Here is an 18,303-nt window from a genome sequence, read left to right as displayed (position 1 = left end):
GAAGGTGAATCTGCATGATAAACAACATGGTGAAATCACCTCTGAGGCAGGGGATGACACTCGCTAACCTACCGTTGCCATTGTCCCCGGCTTTTATCACTGCTTTTGGAGTGTTGCTTATAACCATCATCGCCTTATTTACCGCCCCGTATGTCGGAATGGCGGATAATGGTGATTTTTTTCGCAGCATCTATAGTAACGGAATTTATTTCAATCTGCCGGATTATGACGAGCAATACTTTGGTTATTTTGTAAAGCAATATGGAATCTTTCAGTATTTTAATGAGAATGGCGCGACATTATTTTCTTCACAGTCCCTATTTATCCAGCTGTCCATTGGACTTAATAAGCTGTTTTTTAGCAGCGAGGTTTTCGATATCCGGTTTCAAGCAGTCATTTACACGATTTTATATGCTGCGGCGATCTACTTATTAATAGAGGCTATTACATGGGGGATGACCCGCAAGCAGGGATGGCTCACTGCAGGTATTGCTATTTTTATATTTGGAGATACCGGGTATACCGCTTATTTCAACTCCTTTTACGGCGAGAGCGTCGTGATGATCACGATGATTACTATGTTCGCAGCTTGGTTGTTGTTATATCAAAAAAGATACAATGACTATGTGCTGCTGGCCCTGTTCTTGATCAGTACGATCATCCTGACTACTTCCAAACAGCAAAATGCGCCAGTGGGTATAATCATTGCGGTTCTGGGGTGTTCAATCCTTTGGATTCGCAGGGATAAGATCTTTCGTATTCTGACCCTGGTTTCCCTTGCCTTGATCCTGTTCGCAGGTGTGTTCACTTATTTGAATATCTCGGATGAGTTCGTGAATATTAACCAGTTCCATGCCATGACCCGAGGGGTGCTGAAGGATTCCACCGATCCGGAGAAGGCACTGAAGTCATTCGATATTGATGAACAATATGCCATCTTGAAGAATAGCATTTATTACGAGAAGTACGGAACTATTGATGTGAATTCACCGATCCTCCAAGAGAACTTTTACAGTCGTTACGGATTTGTTTCGATCCTTAAATACTATATATCGAATCCGGATCAGCTTAACTCGATTCTTAATGTTGCTGCTCAAAGTGCATTCTCGATTAAACCAGCGGCGATGGGCAATTATGAGCAATCCGTTGGGAAGGAATTTCGAGCACAAAGTCACTTTTTTACTGGATATAGTCAGCTGAAAAAGGCTTTGGCACCACGAACGATAGGTTTTATCTTCCTTTGGACAGTGCTTGTCATTGGTCTGTATATGCCTTCCCTCGTAACAGCCATCAAGGCACGCAATTTTAGAGGATTGCAGCGGATGGTATTGATTGTCGCTACGATAGGCATTGGTCTTTCAGGCATTTTTGTATCGATTATTGGTGCGGGTGATGCCGACATTTCCAAGCATGAATTCTTGTTCACTTTATCTTTTGATTTGGTGACCTTTCTGACAGTATCTAGTGTGATCGGACGCAGATTCTCGAAAAATCGCAAAAAGCCGGTTAACGAAAGTCCCACCACTTCTAGTCCATATACAAAGCCTCAAAAGGATGTGAGTGTTTGAAGCGCAGAGGGATCTTATACTGTATATTGCTGCTGACCCTGAGCTTAACCATCCTATTGCTTCCCGCCACTCCTGTTCAATCTGCTGCATCACCACAACAAGTCTTACTGCTCTATGACAGTCTTGCCAAGGGGACCGCTAAGGATGGAAATGTGACTGAACTTCAACGTCTGCTGGCAGCTTACTCGACAAAGGTTACACTTCGAAGCCTAGATCAATACGAGCAGGGGATGCTGAAAAATTACTCCAGAGTGATCATGGTCCGTAACGAAGCGGATATTTCGATCACGAATAAATCCTACATAGAGGATTGGGAGCATTATCAGGGGCAGTATTTGCATATCGGGTACAACCCACCCGCTAGTCTAACGAAGGCGTTACAGCTAACCACTGATGTGATCTATGACGGGAGTGCTGAGCTCGAAATCGGACAGTTCTCCGGAATTCAAGCTAAGGTGCAGGATATGCCTTATATTGTAGCGAGTCAGGCGGTCAAATCCTTCGGGCAACTCTCTTTTGCGGAGGAGGGTCTGCAAGCACCGTACGCTGTGAGTAAGGGGAATGATACATATGCCCCATATTTTGAACAAGGGAATGTTAGTACGCTGGGGATGGCGTATGTTCTGAAGGATTGGCTCCATATCACTGCTGCTCCTAAAATGTACCTTGCGATCAAAGAAATCTATCCTTTCTCCGATCTGCGACTGCTGGCAGAAACGGGTGAGCGGCTGTATCAACTGGGGATTCCGTTTCTTGCAAGTGTGCGGCCTGTGTTCAGCAATACCGACTATCCGGCCATGCAGCGTTATTTAGTGGCTATGAAAAGTGTGCAATCCAGCAATGGAAGCATTCTGGTCAATGCCCCAGTGGTGATGCCAACGATAAGCTCCAGTGACCATACGCTTAAAGGAAAGATAAATGATTTCATCAATCTGTTGGCCGAAAACGGGCTTGGGCCGCTTGGAGTCGGTGCGGAAATGCATTGGTCGTATGACAAAGAGTATTCAGAAGCGGGGATGAGCTTTTTTGATTCTGTGGTGTTATATCCGGATGATCAGATTGATTATATGGAGCAGAGCGACACCTCTAAATCCTTTCCATCCTCTTTATATAGCGTTCCGCTGGAATTTCTTCAAGCTTTGCATACATCCAATAAAGTGATACCGCATTTGCCGATGGATACTGTAATCACCGTCGACATGCCCGAGGATGAGCGTCAGCTTGAAGAAATGCTGCAAAGTCTGGAACGGAATTGGGTTTCTTTTGCCGATTATAAGCAAGAAGAGCATCAGGTTGTTACTGATCAGAACACAATCTCCTCATTAGATGGAATGATTTCTATTAATGGACAACCTCTAAGCCTGGACTATACACCGGAAACAGTGGATAGCGATTATCGCTACACAGAGGAGCAGCAAAAGAGCTTCACCCGACTTTTTAATATTCAGAATCAATTTTTTATTGTTGTGATCATGATTTCTCTGCTGCTGTTTGGCGGATTGTTGATGATCGGATACCGGTTATATCGCAGAAAGTTTTTGAAATGAGACAACTAATCGTGATTTGGAGGACCCTATGACGATTTCAGACGTGCTGATGGTGATTGCGGTGATCTGTATTTGGTCTCTGCTGCTGGTGAATGTGACCCTCATTATCGCGGGCTATCTATATTACATTAAATCCGAAAATGAGGACATACCAGAGATAGAGGGCGAATATCCTTTTGTTTCAATTATGGTTCCCGCTCACAATGAGGGGGTAGTGATTTGTAAGACGGTTGAATCTCTGCTGGCGCTGGATTATCCGCAAGATCGGTATGAGATTATTGTGATTAATGATAACTCCTCTGATAACAGTGCTGAGCTGCTTGCGGGCATACAATCCCGAAATCCGGGGCGTCAGCTGGTAGTCATTAATACGGATGCAGTTACAGGAGGCAAAGGTAAATCCAATGCCTTGAATATAGGCTTTACCAGCTGTAAAGGGGAGCTAATCGCTATTTATGATGCCGACAATACTCCTGAGAAAACAGCTTTGCGTTATCTGGTTGCTGAGATCATGCATGATTCCAGCCTCGGTGCGGTGATTGGGAAGTTCCGGACCCGTAATCGTGATGCAAGTTTACTGACCCGGTTCATTAATATTGAGACCTTATCCTTTCAATGGATGGCTCAAGCGGGGCGCTGGAAGCTGTTCAAGCTTTGCACTATTCCGGGAACCAATTTCATTATGCGCAGGTCAATTGTGGAAAGCATCGGTGGTTGGGATGTCAAAGCGATAGCCGAGGATACAGAAATCAGCTTCCGGATTTATATGATGGGTTACCAAATCAAGTTCCAGCCGAAATCCGTCACGTGGGAGCAGGAACCACAGACCCTGAAGGTCTGGTTCAAGCAGCGAACCCGCTGGGCGAAGGGCAATATTTATGTCATTGTCAAAAATATTCCGCTGCTGTTCAATAAATCGGCCGCAAAGGTCCGGTTCGATATTCTTTATTTTCTATCCATTTACTTCTTGCTGCTGCTGTCGTTAATCACCTCGGATGTGCTGCTGATCCTGCATGCTTTGGGTTATGTGCATACTACTATTGCAGGTCTTAGTAATTTCTTATGGCTGCTCGCTATTATTCTTTTCGTTGTGGGGACCTTCATCACGCTAACGACAGAAAAGGGCGAGATGAGCTTGTCCAATCTAGGGATTGTAATGTTGATGTATGTGTCTTATTGCCAGCTGTGGATGGTTGTCGCGGCTAACGGATTATATCTATATCTAAAAGACCTCATCTTCAAAAGAGAAGCCAAATGGTATAAGACGGAGCGCTACTAACGAGGCACCAAAAAGTCATATGAGAAAAATGTAATCACAGGAGAAACAGAACATGAAGATAAAAAAACAGCTGGTTATACTGTTAACCTGCCTCTCCCTTTTGTTAATTCCAATCCATCCTGCTGCCGCAGAGACGTTGCCGCAGGAACATAAGTCCACTTACACAACCTCATTTACGGGAACGGACTCGTCCTTAACAGGTTCGAGTGCCCAGCAGCAATATTTTGAGGTTCTGGATTATTGGAATGTGGATCAAGTAAAGATCAAACTGCATTTTCAAATTTCACAAATTACCGAAGAGCAGATTTCTAGTGTTACCTTAACGCTAAACGGCAGCCCGTTCTATACGTTTCGTCCGTCACTACAAGACAACGGCGAACAGCTGTTGACCCTTGTGGCGCCCAAGGGGTTTCTGAAAAAAGGGACGAATACGCTGGGCATTCAGGGCTATTTAAAGACAGATCGTCAAGATGACCTCTTTTGTTCGGTCGATGAAACGTCGGATAATTGGCTGCATCTGTTCAATACGTCCAGTATTAACGTGATTTATACCGCAAAGCCCTTGAGTGGAGGGATCAGTGACTTCAGCGAGCGATTCGCCGGGATAGATACCTTAACGAAGAATCAGAGTATTCTGACTGTACCGGACAAAAGCACAGCGGCAGAAATGGAAGCAGCCACTTATGCTCTCTCCGGGTTTGTTAAGGGGATTACGTTAAATGATAAGACTATTCCCTTGCTTCCCTACCGGGCAGACACTGTGCAGAATAAGGCCGCAGTTGTACTGGTAGCTATGTATGACAGAGTACCAAGCGGGCTGAAAGCTCAGCTAAGCTCCACTGAAGATTTGGGTACGCACGCGCTGCTCCAGCTAGTGAATAAGGATACCCAGCCCACCTTGGTTGTAACCTCGAAGGATGAGAACTTGCTGATTAAAGCGGGTCGTTTGATTGCTAATCCAGAGCTGATCGGGCAGATCACTAGTGATCTGAAAACAGTAACGGATGCTACAGAAGTGTCAGCACCTGCGCTTTCGATTAGCTCTAACATCACGTTCACTGAAACAGGTGATAAACTGACCGGGGCACATCATCAGGAGCAGACGTATTTTATTTCATTGCCAGCGAACCGCTCGATTGCCGATTCCGGTAAAATCAGCCTGGATTTCCGTTATGCACAGAATTTGGATTTTACTCGTTCATTGGTTACCGTGAGCATCAACAATACTCCGATTGGCAGTAAGAAGCTGACTAAGGAACTGGCGAATGGCGATATTCTTAATCTCTCGGTGCCTCAGAATTTGAATATCTCCGGAAATTTCTCGGTGACAGTGGCTTTTGATTTGGAGATCGAAGGAGCCAGATGTATTATCGATCGGGACCAAATGCCGTGGGCTTATATCAGTAAAGATTCTGTAATGCAGCTGAATACGAAGGATCGCACGGATCTCTTATTTAATAACTATCCATATCCGTTCATCCGCGATGGGATCTATAATCATGTGGCGGTTGTACTGCCCGAACAAATGGATGATTACGCCTATTTAAGTGTATCGAATATCTTTAATCTGCTTGGTAAATATGCCAGCGGAAATATAGGGAATATCCAGTTCTATACCGATACCGTCAACGCCGATCATTTGAAAAATAATAATATCATCGCTATTGGTGCTTATAAGAATAATAAGGTGATCCGTGATCAGAATGCTAAGCTTTATTTTCAATATAACGGAGATGGAACCACAATTCGCTCCAATGAGAAAATGAGTATTGAAGAGCAATACGGCGCACGAATCGGAACACTGCAGCTGATTGATTCGCCATTTGAGGCGGGACGTGCATTGCTCGCGGTTACGGGGGTCAGCTCGGAAGAGTATTACTTAGGATCGAAGCTGCTCGCTACAGAGCGGGATAAATGGAAGGTATTTGGCGATGGCGCAATCGTTGATAAAGACGGTAATGTCAGCGCACACCGCTTCAAAACGATCACTGGAGCAGCCGAGGACTCTGTGGCCCAGAAAATAATGGAACGGTCGGATGTACTCAGTTTTATCATCGTGATTTTACTGGTGCTGACGCTGGTAGTTCTATCGCTGATCCTGCTGCTTCGCAAACACATGAAGAAACGTGGTGATAAGCGTGAGACGTAATCGCAGCTTAGTGTCGGACATCGCTCTCTTATCATTCCTGGTGTTATCGTTCCTCTGTATCGTCTTTATTGCGGGTGCACCGGATGATTACCTCCAGAATATTATCATTTTAACGGTGGCTTTTATTCTGGCCATTGTTACGTATTTTACGACGGTCACTGCGGGTCTGGTCTTGAATCTGGTATTTATCTTTGCTTACGGATTCTACACGATGTACCAGACGATAACGCTGGGGGAAACGATTAGCCTGAATACTTATTTCTGGCTAATTATGACTCCGCTATTAACGGTCGTTCTATGGGTATTCACTTTAAGCAGCCGTGATTTGCAGGTGGAGAATGAGCAGCTACGCAAAAAGACTGCCAATATGGCTATCGTCGATGAAAACACAAATTTGCGGAACAGTATTTCTTTTCAGACGGATGCTACATTATTTACAAGCATTTCGACCCGCTATCGGATTCCGCTCACCCTGCTAGTGGTGAAGGTGAAGTATTGGAAAGAGATCAGACGGATCATTCCTGAAGATCAGCTGGCAGAAGCTATCTATGACGTGTCTCAGCTTAGTCAGGCGAGTATTCGTACCAATGATGCACTCTATCTGCTAGATAAGGATGAAGCAACATGGGGCCTGCTGCTGTTCACGGACAGCGATGGGGCGAAGATTGTGATCGAGCGGATTAAGCTCAAGCTTCAGGAGTTGAATGACAATAATTTCTCCAGAAAATATAAGGTCAGCCTGGGGCTTAAGATTGGGGCGGTCGAATACCGAGCCGGCACGATTGAGAATCCGCTGGATTTCATTGTTCAGGCCAAAAAACAGCTGGAGTACGACGTGTAGACCAGCTTAAAAATCAACGGTTTCACTATCAGCCTCTGTATGGATGGCGATGAGCACGCTTGCCGGCTCATCGCCTTTATTTATGACCAGATGTGGCACACAGGCATTCCAGCTAAAGGAATCCCCCGCTTGGAACATCCCGAAATCTTCACCTTGCTCCGCATACACCTCACCTTTTATCACTAAATGGACCTCTTTGCCTTCGTGCGCCTGCGGAGTTTCACCCGTAGAAGTACCCGGAGGGAAATGGACAAGCACCATTCGTACACCACCTGCCGAGCTTAAATGCTCAACTTGCAGTTTATCACTTCCGCTACTGGTGATTTGCCGCTCCTTGGAGCGTACCACCTGCATCCGCTCTTCCTTTTTTAACAGCAAATAAGCCAACGGAACGTTCAGCGCATCCGCAATCAGGCTAAGGGTTGCGATCGAAGGAGAGGTCTTATTAGTCTCAACTTGGCTCATAAAACCTTGTGACAGGCCAGTAGTTTCACAGATTTGGGCAATCGTAATATGTTTTCTTTTACGGATTGTACGAATGTTTGAACCTATATTCATTAGTAAAGCCCCTTTTGATATTAGTAATAGCAAATATATTTTTATATTAACAAATTATTAATTGACATACTAGCTAGAGGTTTATAATATTATCTTTACAAATATTATTTTTGTATTACAAATATTTTGAAGGAGTGTTTAGTTATGAAGGCACCTTATATATATGATGTCAGTCTACCTTCCGGTTACGATGAGAATCGGGTTTATCCGGTTATCTTCACCTTGCATGGCAAAGGTTCCAATGAGAAGAATATGTTCGGGCTTGTTGAGTCCTTGTCTGAAGAGTTTATTATTATCGGGATTCGGGGAAATATGATTTTAGGGGCAGGATTTCAATATTATGATCTCAAAAGTCTAGGTCATCCCATCCGCGAGCAGTTTGATCAGGCTGTATCGCAATTGCAGCAGTTTATCGAATACGCCACCGACAAATACCCTATAGATGCTAAACACCGTTATCTGCTTGGCTTCAGTCAAGGAGCCATTTTGTCCATGACTCTCGCGCTTACAATGGGGAATTTGCTTCGGGGAATTGTAGCGCTGAACGGTTATGTTCCGGGGTTTGTGAAGACGGATTATGAGCTGAAGAGTGTGCAGGAGTTATCGGTCTTCATCTCGCATGGTGAATATGATTCTGTATTTCCAATTTCAGTGGGGACAGAAACAGCCGCTTATTTCGAAGGTCTAACCCCATTATTAACCTTTAAAACTTATCCTTCGGATCATGGTGTATTACCGCAGAATCAGCAGGACCTGATCGCTTGGTTACGGCAGAACTTAGGGAGTGATAAACTATGATACCTTCTTACTTTATTGCCCATGGTGCTCCTTCTCTGGTACTTGATAACAATGCATATACGAAATTTCTTGGGGAGCTCGCTGAGAGGAATGTCAAACCGAAAGCGATTGTTGTATTTTCTGCACATTTCGAAGAACACACACAATCGGTTGGAGTTATGGAGACTTTCGACACCATCTATGATTTCTATGGCTTCCCAGATGAGATGTATCGAATGACTTATCCTGCCAAAGGGGACAATGAGGTTGCACAGCAAATTATGTCTCTGTTCCACAAGAATGGGATTGCCAGCAAATTAAATACAGAGCGTGGACTAGATCACGGAGCTTGGGCTATTCTTAAATTAATCTATCCGAATGCAGATATTCCTGTCGTATCTTTGTCAGTTAATCGAGAGCTGTCCAATGAACAGCAATATTTAATGGGTAAGGCTTTATCTGAGCTGCGTGAGCAGGATATTATGATTATTGGCAGCGGTGGAACCGTCCATAATTTGCGTAGCGTGAAGTGGGGAATGGAGAACGTCGAGAAATGGGCGGAGACATTCGATGACTGGCTGCAGCACAGGGTGGAAGCTTGGGATACAGAGTCGCTATTTAACTATCAGGAGCTTGCTCCTTATGGCGTTGATGCAGTGCCGACTAGTGAGCACTTTATCCCCTTGATAATAGCTATGGGAGCTGGCGATAAAGGGAAGGAAGCGAAGCTGCTGCACCGAAGTTATCAGTATGGCAATTTAAGTCTTAGCTGTTGGGAGTTTAATTAAGAAGGAGGCATTAATGATGGACTTGGGACTTCGTGGGAAATCAGTTTTTGTAGCCGCAGCAAGTAAAGGGTTAGGACTCGCAACTGCGCTGGAGTACGCCCGTGAGGGAGCGAAGGTAATGATCGCCAGCAGGAGTATGGAGCAGCTTGCAGACGCACAGAAAGAGATTCAGGCAGCCACAGGACAGCAGGTGAACATTGTTCAGATGGATGTGACTGTCCCAGAGGATATCGTACATGCTATTCAAACGGCTGTAGCCAAAAACGGTGGGCTTGATATTGTAGTGACCAATGCGGGGGGGCCTCATGGCGGAGGTTTCGCTGATATGGAAGACGCGGATTGGAACCAAGGATTTGAGCTCACACTGATGAGCACCATTCGTTTGATCCGTGAATCACTGCCGCATCTGCGCTCTTCTGGGGCAGGGCGAATCGTTAATATAAGCTCGATTTCTATCAAGCAGCCTATTGAGGGGTTGATTCTTTCCAATGTTTTTCGCGCTGGCGTGTATGCCTTGACCAAGAGCTTGGCTACTGAGCTGGCTGCGGATCGCATTTTAATTAATACGATCGCACCAGGGCGTATTGCAACCGACAGGATTCTTCAACTAGACGGCAAACGCGCGCAAGCAGAGGGGATCCCTATGGAGCAGATTCAAGAGGAAGCGCTGCTGCAAATCCCGTTAGGAAGATTGGGCACGCCCGAAGAATTCGGCAAGGCTGCTGTTTTTCTAGGCTCTTTTGCGAATACTTATGTTACGGGACAATCTCTTTTAGTCGATGGAGGAATGGTGAAATCGCTCTAACTCCGGCGTTATGGGTAGGCTTGGAAAGGTTATGGAAATATTAGTAATTTCAATATTAGTTGCTTTGTGCTCTAAATAAGCGTATGATGGAGCGGTGGTCTAAATCGTAAGATTTACGAATTTTCCTACGTTTATTAGGTTATACTATATATAAACCTACAGATCATTTGGATAATTTACCATAAAGGCTCCACGAATTTATTCAGAAGGAGGACGATCAGAATGAGAGAAGGCATACATCCTAAGTACAACCAAGTGATTTTCTTGGATGCAAGCGTAGGCTTCAAATTCTTGAGTGCATCTACTAAATCATCCAATGAAACTATGGAATGGGAAGACGGCAACACTTACCCAGTGCTCCGTGTGGACGCAAGTTCCGCATCCCACCCATTTTACACTGGTAAACAAAGAGATACAGAACAAGGCGGCCGTGTTGACAAGTTCAAACAACGTCTTGCACAAAAGAAATAAGAATCCTTACGGATTGAAGAGGGACAACCCATGTAGAAGCAATCGCTTCGGGGATGTCCCTTTTTTGTGTTCAGGCATGTTAAAATGAGATGAATTTAAAAATATACATGGCGTCGAGGGAGCGATCAGTGATGGAAAATGTAATAAAAGTAGATACAGTCCTAAAGAGTGAAGACGTTCAGGAGTTTAACTTATGGTTCAGCTTGAATAGCCGGATTATACTCAACTCTTTTAGCGTAGTCGCTTACTTTATGATTTTGTTATTAATTACTAAGGATTACAGTACTCAAAGCATCTCAATCCTGGCTGTGACTGCTATAATTCTTGCCGCTGTCTTATGGTATATGACCAAGGCAAGCTTGATCAAAAAATCGAAAAAGGCGTTCAAAACAGATAACCTAATTCAGCAACCGCAAAATTATACGATTTCAGATGAAGGCATATCTTATCTTTCCGAAGCGGGCACTGGGCAAGTGAAGTGGGAAGAGATACATAAGATAGGTGAAACTACGAACTTGTTTGTGTTTTTTGTGTCCACACAGAGAGCGCTGATTATCCCTAAACGTTTCTTTGAATCGGCACAAGATAAAATAACATTTAAGGATTTAGCCAGAAAATATATGTTCTCCAATCGGGTGAAATTTAAAGCATAAGATGTGCTGTTATTGTTGATTCATTTGTACCAAGGATTAGGCTATAATGATAGGAGCGACTTGAAAAATAGGAGAAATATGGCATGCCATGGATTCAGGGATATCCGTATTACTTATTAATGGGCAGTGTTCTAAGTCTGTACATGGGCGTCAGCTCCTATCGGCACCGTAAGTTAGCAGGGAGACGCTATTTGTGGATCTTAATGCTGTTAGTCAGCCTTATATTTGTTGCAACAGCGGGAGAGATTATGTCACCCTCTTTTCAGTCTAAGCTGTGGTGGAAGAATGTACAGCAGGCTCCGCTTTTTTTTAGTGCGCTCTTTACTTATGCTGTGGTAAAAGAATACGTATCTCCTTCCACAGGGCGCCTGCCCGTGAAGCTTGCCATCTTCTCTATCCCTATTGTTATGGATGTACTTCTTATTTTTACGGATAGCTATCATCATCTGATGCGCAGTGAAGTGTCCGTCCTGACGGTTGCGGGTGTTAGTGGAATTGCTGTAAAGCCTACGCTCCTTAGTATGGCTTTTATTGCGTATGATCAGCTTTTTGGGCTATATGCAGTCTGCTTGCTTGCAGTTTCCCTACTGAATACCCCGAGAGTTTATTTGCGGACTAATGTCCTGCTGTTGGCGGGTTTGCTGGTTCCGGTTATTTCCGTCTTTTTACTCCCCCTCTTGAAGATTACCATTACAGGTTTTACGGCGTTTACTTATTTGCCTGCGATTATAGCGGCTTATTTTGCACTTTTTGTTAGCTCCAAATTAACCATCTTCCCTCTAACCAAAAACAAAATTCTAGAGCACATGAAAGACGGCGTAGTTCTGACTGACCGTTATGATAATATCATTGGCATAAACGATGCGGCGACTGCTATTTTATACGACATTACCGGAATAGCGAACGATAATTGGATGGGAAAAAACATTGATCTTTTTACGAAGTCTCACAAAGACATTGCAGCTCATTACAGTCAGAGGACGGAAGGACAGTTTGAGGTAGTTTGTTCTGGCGCAGGGGAGCTCTGTTATGGGGTTTCTTTAATTGCTACGGAGCATGCGACAACAGAGAATAAGGGTATGCTTATTGTGTTTAGTGATCATAGTGAGAAAAAGCGATATGAGCGTGAACTGGTCTATCAGGCAACGGTTGACGATCTGACAGGGCTTTATAATCGCAGGCATTTCATGCAAAGGGTTCAGAATCAAACGATCCCGGATGGATTAGGGTTGGCTCTGCTGTTATTTGACATCGATGATTTTAAATTAATTAATGATACTTATGGTCATTTAGCGGGCGATCAGGCGTTAGTTGATTTCTCGAATAAAATACTTCAGGTATACCAGAATAAAGGTATTGCTGGAAGAGTAGGTGGCGAGGAATTTGCTGTATGCTTTTTCGCTGAAGATAAACGTGCAGCCTTAAAAGAAGCAGAGGATTTTCGTACAATGATGAGTGATTACACGATAATCTTGAATGAACAGGATAGCATTCATCTTACCGCAAGTATCGGAATCTCTTTTACGGAGCGTAGAGAGGTGACTTTCGAAGATTTATATCGGGAAGCGGATGAAGCGTTATATCACTCTAAGAATACAGGGAAGAACAGAGTTACGTTAGGTCGTGAACCGATCATAAGAGAAGCGGTAAAGGGATAAGAACATCGAAGATAAGGGAGTGGCCTAATGAATCTGACTGTTGATGAAGTGATGAGCAAGCTTGAGGAGTTGGGTACAGAGCAGACGAAACGTACTTTCTTACGACATGGCGCAGTGGAACCTTTATTTGGAGTAAAGGTAGGGGATATGAAGAAGCTGGTTAAGGATGTGAAAAAAGATCAGAGTCTGGCAAGGGCTTTGTATCAGACAGGCAATTACGATGCAATGTATTTGGCTGGACTAACGGTCAATCCTAAGAGTATGACGAAGGAAGAGCTTCAAAGCTGGGCTTCGGCGGCCAGTTGGCATGCGGTAGTGGAATATATAGTATCCCCTCTCGCCGCAGAGAGTCCATATGGATTGGAACTTGCGAGAGAGTGGATTCGTTCCTCGGATGAACTAATAGCCATTTGCGGCTGGAGCACTTATGCCAATTACATTTCAATTACACCGGATGATAAGCTGGACATCGCTGAAATTAGGGAGTTGTTACAACAAGTAGGCGCTACTATTCATCGGGAGCGGAATCGTGTCCGTTATACGATGAATACTTTCTTAATTATGGTGGGCAGCAGTATCACAGAACTGCATGAGGAGGCAGCAAAGATCGCAGCAGGTATAGGTAAGGTCCAGGTGAACATGGGACAAACCACTTGTAAAGTTCCTATGGCTGTTGATTATATTGCTAAGGTTGAACAAGCTGGGAAGCTTGGTGTGAAGAAGAAAACTTGTATTTGCTAAGTTAGATATTTAGGTAACCCTTCAAGGTGAAAGGCACTTGTGGGGTTTTTTTTATTCCGGGAAAAACAAGTGTTTCAACCCTGCGGAAATTGTTTAAATTAGCAGCAGTCAAAATTTACATAGAAGAATTAATGAAGCCTTATTCAAGTAATCTTTTACAATGATGTAGAATAGAAAGGGGTTTATAGTTAGAAGACAGGACGGAGGCTAGTTGTGAACAAACGCCGATTCACTTTGCAGTATAAAATACTGTCAATTACAGTTTTAATCGTGATCTGTCTATTAGGATTCGTTTTTGTCATGCATGGAAGAATCAATGCTCTACAGCGGGAAACCAGCTTCATCTCTCATCAGGATCGAGAGATTACTAATTTAGCTAATCTAATTGAGAAGAATATTTTGGATATGGAAACCGGACAACGCGGATATGTCATCACCGGCGATAACAAGTATCTGGAGCCCTACAATTTGGGTAAGGCTGAATGGGAGGCTAATTATGATAAGCTCTACGTGCTGACTGCTAATGATTCTTTACAGCTACAGCGTCTGTTGGGTATTGAAAGTAAAATTAAGCAATGGATCGAACAGTCCGGAAATTATGTGATCCAGTTGAAAAAAGAGGGACAGGACGTTGAGCTCCTAAGATACTTTAATTCCGACGATGGCAAAGATCAAATGGATCGGATTCGTAATCAGATCAGCACTTACCGCGAGACGATGAAAGAGAACACCAACAGTCTGATAGCTAGACAAGCAGACAAGAATAAATTATTGCTAGAGCTTCTTTATATTGCTTGGGCAATTATAGCGGTTACCGCGATGGTCGCTTCGTGGATCAATTCACGCTCCATCGTTAGTACGGTTCGTAAAGTTACCCATACGATTGCAGAATTGAAATCTGACGAAGATATGAAGACAAGGATAGAGATCACCACGAATGATGAGATCAGGGATCTGAGCGTAGCTACGAATCATCTGATAGACACGCAACAAGAACGGATATGGATTCAGGCTAACGCAAACGAACTGTTGGCGAGGTATCAGGGCATCACACATATCTCGCAACTGGGCGATATTTTTCTTGGCAAAACCGCAGAAGTGATCAATTATCCATATGGATCCTTATATGTTCGAACACAGGATCATGATCGGGATTTCTTTAAGAGAGTCTCTATTTTTGGCGGAAGCAGTAACATTCCAGATCAGCGGGCATTCCAGACCGGAGAAGGTCTAGTTGGACAATGTGCTAAAGAGGCGCGTTTGATGCAAATACAGGATCTGCCGGAGGATTATATTAACATACAGTCTGGGCTGGGTGTTTCTGCGCCGAAGGCGCTTCTGTTAATGCCGATTTCTTTTTCGGGTGAGGTAGTTGCTGTGGTGGAAATCGCCGCCTTTGCTCCACTTACGGAATTGCAGGTTAAGTTCCTAGGGTCTATTTCGAATGCCTTTGGCTCTGCAATTAACAGCACGATTAACAGTATGAAGATTGACCAACTTCTGGCACAATCTCAGCGTCTAAACGAAGAACTACAGGTATATACCGAGGAACTACAGACTCAGTCTGAGGAGCTGCAGATCCAAACGGAGTCACTGCATGCAACAAATAGAAAGCTGGAGGATAAGAATCTGCTGGCGGAACAAAAGTCATTAGAGGCGGAAAGAGCTCAAATGGAGCTTAGTGAATACACAGAGTTATTGCAGCAAAGCTCACAATATAAATCTGAGTTTCTGGCTAATATGTCTCATGAACTGCGAACTCCGCTGAACGGCATTCTGCTGCTCTCCGAATTTCTTATGGAGAACCAGTCGGGAGCTCTAAGCGAAGAGGATATTGAATTCTCAAAAGCCATTCATTCTTCGGGACAAGATCTGCTGGCGCTGATTAACGACATTCTGGATTTGTCCAAGGTTGAGGCAGGAAAGCTGAATATTGAAATTGAAGCGATAAATATATCGGAGATTCCGGAGGCAATGATCCAGAACTTCAGTCAGCTTTCCCGCAAAAAAGAGATTCCTTTGCAAATACAGCTCGGAGAGGACTTACCCCCGCTGTTTTATTCGGATGCTCAAAGAGTACGGCAAATTATTATAAATTTGCTGTCCAATGCGTTTAAGTTTACAGCGGAAGGCGCAGTCACTCTGGAAATCCGTTTAGCAACTAAGGACGAGTTGCTGGATTTGGCAGGTTCGTATACAGGGGAATTTATTGCCTTCGCCATCAAAGATACTGGAATTGGGATTTCAGAAGACAAACAGTCAATTATCTTCGAAGCATTTCAACAGGCGAATGGAAATACAGAACGTCAATATGGGGGAACTGGGCTTGGTTTATCCATATCCAGAGAGCTGGCAACATTACTTGGTGGTAGAATTACGCTGGAGAGCCAAGAGGGTGTGGGCAGTGTCTTTACAGTGTATTTGCCTTTGCAGCTTGAGGCTCCAAGCCTTGAGGAAGTGGCTGATCAAGCGACTGTTATTCAAGAGATCGGGAGTGGAGTGGTACTTGCCGCTACAACGGCTGAGGATACACGTACTGACTTCACTTCTCTGAATCAAAAGCATGTACTTATCGTGGATGATGATGAACGGAATTTGTTCGCTTTATCAAATACCCTAAGAAAGCGCGGGCTGCATGTAACTACAGCTACTAACGGAGAGAGCGGCCTGTATGAACTGGAGCAAGCGGCTTCTATAGATATCGTTCTTATGGATATTATGATGCCAGTGATGAACGGGTATGAGGCAATCAATCGGATCAGACAAATGCCCGCAAAGAAGGATATTCCCATCATTGCACTGACTGCAAAAGCGATGAAGGAAGATAAGGCTAAAATCCTACAGGCTGGGGCAACAGATTATCTCAGTAAGCCTGTTAACTTGGAGCGTTTATTAGCGTTGATGCAATTGATACTGGCTAGCGATTCATGAGCTAGACCTCCAACTTCGGACAACTCGAGTGAAGTTGCGCGAACGAAGTAACTATAATCTGCTCTGCTATCGGACACAGCTGACCGTTAACGCAGCTTTTTACCACATTTATAATTCTAACGGACCCCACTGACACTATTGGCATAAAAAACATCGAATATGCCCCTCTTTTTAATGAATAGTGGCGCTGGAGTCCGAAACGCTGCTCTGAAGGCAGAAAATTCGCAAATAAAGTCAGCTGGGTCCGTAAGGCTCGCGATTATGATCATCCCAAACTCTGCAGCAAGGCAAGTAAAAGTGTGACCAAGCGTTCAGCCGGCTTTCGTTTACCTCACAAATCGGCTGAAGCGAGTCAGCCAACCTATAGTCTATAACGCAAAACAGCGATCCTCCCATAACGGAAGGATCGCTGTTTTAATGTCTCTTTGGAATCTTTTTAATAAGATTCCAGTCTCTCTCTTATTGTTGTGCAGAATCTACTACAACTTTGACAGCTGTGCCGATTGGTGGCAGGCTTCTGGTCAGCACTGGGCTGTAGAATCCGATAACTTTTGTGCCTTTAACAAGCTCGCTGCTTTTAACAGCTTCGCCGTCTTTGTTAATGAGCACTGTGTCTTCGCTAATGCGCAGTACTACTTCTTTTTGTGACAATTCGCTCAGGCCACTACCTTTAACAGTGATACTGATATTTCCCTTATCGTCTTTTTGAACTTCTTCAATAGTACCAGCAGTACCTAGAAGATCATCTTGTTTTTGCTTATCCAGAACGGTGATTTTGTAAGTTGGTGTTTGTGGCGGAAGACTCATAGTCATGACCATGGAGTGTTCTGCTTTTACTGTCATCCCGATATGGAGATCTTTGAGTGCAATTTTAGTGCCGTCAGCCATCTCAATAGCCGTATCTTCCCCTACATTTAATACGATTCCATCCGTACCTACACCTTGGATTTGAACGGATTGGTATTTACCACCATCATAGACTGCTGTAATCACACCAGTCTTAGTCATGTGCTGCTCGGCGGCATTTGTGTTGATCACAATGGAATCTCCCTTCACAGTCATGTTTTGATGAATTACTTCGCTTAAAAAGGAAGCTGGGACATACAAAGTGGAGTCAACCAATTGTGGTGCAGTTCCAAGTGTTGTATTCATTTTGTTGATACTATAACGATCTTCTCCAGCTTTCACTGTAGTGAATACAGCGCCATTGATAAGTTCAACGGATTTATTCTGTGCATTCCAGGTTAATTCAAATCCAAGGGCTTCAGTAATTGAACGTAGTGGTACCATCGGCTCTTTACCGCTTGTGCTTTGGAAGCCTGTTTCTTTAATAGTCGATCCGTTGATTTCAATCGCAAACGTCTTTTGATTAACGCTAGCGGAGGTTTGTTTAGCCTCATTTTTAGCAGAAGTTGTGGTGGGTGCAGCATAAGCTGCTCCTGTAGAAAGTGCTAGGGACAAAGTTAAAAGAACTGTACTTGTTTTTAAAATGTTGTTCATGGTTGTGAGCTCCTTTTAAAATCTTTTGTTAGTGTTG

15 protein-coding genes are annotated in these 18,303 nt (G+C 43.9%); 13 read left to right on the top strand and 2 right to left on the bottom strand.

The window, feature by feature from the left end; translation table 11 throughout:
• The first annotated feature begins 14 nt into the window (after positions 1 to 14).
• The 5 genes from MHB37_RS30485 to MHB37_RS30465 are packed head-to-tail and all read left to right on the top strand — an operon-like array spanning position 15 to position 7,384.
• Positions 15 to 1,568: a hypothetical protein gene (locus MHB37_RS30485; RefSeq protein WP_081383189.1), complete on the top strand. Its 1,554-nt coding sequence runs from the start codon at positions 15 to 17 to the stop codon at positions 1,566 to 1,568.
• Positions 1,565 to 3,115 (top strand): hypothetical protein, encoded by a 1,551-nt coding sequence (locus tag MHB37_RS30480; RefSeq protein ID WP_076191647.1) that lies wholly within the window; start codon positions 1,565 to 1,567, stop codon positions 3,113 to 3,115. The genes MHB37_RS30485 and MHB37_RS30480 overlap by 4 nt, the downstream gene beginning before the upstream one ends.
• 28 nt (positions 3,116 to 3,143) lie before the next feature.
• Entirely contained in the window at positions 3,144 to 4,394 is a 1,251-nt protein-coding gene (locus MHB37_RS30475; RefSeq protein WP_036682179.1) for a glycosyltransferase, read from the top strand.
• 52 nt (positions 4,395 to 4,446) lie between these two features.
• Positions 4,447 to 6,543 carry a cellulose biosynthesis cyclic di-GMP-binding regulatory protein BcsB gene (locus MHB37_RS30470; protein ID WP_081387819.1) on the top strand — a complete coding sequence of 699 codons (2,097 nt, stop codon included), beginning with the start codon at positions 4,447 to 4,449 and terminating at the stop codon, positions 6,541 to 6,543.
• Positions 6,533 to 7,384, top strand: coding sequence for a diguanylate cyclase domain-containing protein (locus tag MHB37_RS30465; protein WP_076191650.1), 852 nt, complete (start codon positions 6,533 to 6,535; stop codon positions 7,382 to 7,384). Before MHB37_RS30470 ends, MHB37_RS30465 begins: the two co-directional genes overlap by 11 nt.
• 6 nt (positions 7,385 to 7,390) lie before the next feature.
• On the opposite strand, the gene MHB37_RS30460 is transcribed toward MHB37_RS30465, so the two are convergent.
• Positions 7,391 to 7,942: a helix-turn-helix transcriptional regulator gene (locus MHB37_RS30460; RefSeq protein WP_076191653.1), complete on the bottom strand. Its 552-nt coding sequence runs from the start codon at positions 7,940 to 7,942 to the stop codon at positions 7,391 to 7,393.
• A gap of 144 nt (positions 7,943 to 8,086) precedes the next feature.
• Between MHB37_RS30460 and MHB37_RS30455 the strand changes: the two genes are divergently transcribed.
• The 8 genes from MHB37_RS30455 to MHB37_RS30420 all read left to right on the top strand — a co-directional run bounded on the left by MHB37_RS30455 (position 8,087) and on the right by MHB37_RS30420 (position 16,766).
• Positions 8,087 to 8,740, top strand: coding sequence for an alpha/beta hydrolase (locus MHB37_RS30455; protein ID WP_076191656.1), 654 nt, complete (start codon positions 8,087 to 8,089; stop codon positions 8,738 to 8,740).
• Complete coding sequence (locus tag MHB37_RS30450; protein WP_076181911.1) at positions 8,737 to 9,507, top strand: class III extradiol ring-cleavage dioxygenase; 771 nt, start codon at positions 8,737 to 8,739, stop codon at positions 9,505 to 9,507. The genes MHB37_RS30455 and MHB37_RS30450 overlap by 4 nt, the downstream gene beginning before the upstream one ends.
• Positions 9,508 to 9,523: 16 nt before the next feature.
• Positions 9,524 to 10,312, top strand: a complete 789-nt coding sequence (locus MHB37_RS30445; RefSeq protein ID WP_076191658.1) for an SDR family oxidoreductase — start codon at positions 9,524 to 9,526, stop codon at positions 10,310 to 10,312.
• A 222-nt stretch (positions 10,313 to 10,534) separates the two neighbouring features.
• On the top strand, positions 10,535 to 10,783 hold the full coding sequence (locus tag MHB37_RS30440) for a type B 50S ribosomal protein L31 (protein WP_036682161.1): 249 nt from the start codon (positions 10,535 to 10,537) through the stop codon (positions 10,781 to 10,783).
• A 131-nt stretch (positions 10,784 to 10,914) separates the two neighbouring features.
• Entirely contained in the window at positions 10,915 to 11,436 is a 522-nt protein-coding gene (locus tag MHB37_RS30435) for a YcxB family protein (protein WP_076124082.1), read from the top strand.
• Between the two features lie 83 nt (positions 11,437 to 11,519).
• Complete coding sequence (locus MHB37_RS30430) at positions 11,520 to 13,094, top strand: diguanylate cyclase (RefSeq protein WP_076191661.1); 1,575 nt, start codon at positions 11,520 to 11,522, stop codon at positions 13,092 to 13,094.
• Between the two features lie 33 nt (positions 13,095 to 13,127).
• Positions 13,128 to 13,835, top strand: coding sequence for a DNA alkylation repair protein (locus tag MHB37_RS30425; protein WP_076191766.1), 708 nt, complete (start codon positions 13,128 to 13,130; stop codon positions 13,833 to 13,835).
• Between the two features lie 213 nt (positions 13,836 to 14,048).
• Complete coding sequence (locus MHB37_RS30420) at positions 14,049 to 16,766, top strand: CHASE3 domain-containing protein (protein WP_081387820.1); 2,718 nt, start codon at positions 14,049 to 14,051, stop codon at positions 16,764 to 16,766.
• Between the two features lie 459 nt (positions 16,767 to 17,225).
• Here MHB37_RS30420 and MHB37_RS30415 read toward each other — a convergent pair whose 3' ends face one another.
• Complete coding sequence (locus MHB37_RS30415) at positions 17,226 to 18,266, bottom strand: copper amine oxidase N-terminal domain-containing protein (protein ID WP_076181920.1); 1,041 nt, start codon at positions 18,264 to 18,266, stop codon at positions 17,226 to 17,228.
• Positions 18,267 to 18,303 lie beyond the last annotated feature (37 nt).

The sequence above is a fragment of the Paenibacillus sp. FSL H3-0286 genome (assembly GCF_045040705.1).
Lineage (GTDB): Bacteria > Bacillota > Bacilli > Paenibacillales > Paenibacillaceae > Paenibacillus_AQ > Paenibacillus_AQ odorifer.
This window is presented reverse-complemented; position numbering and strand designations above follow the sequence as displayed.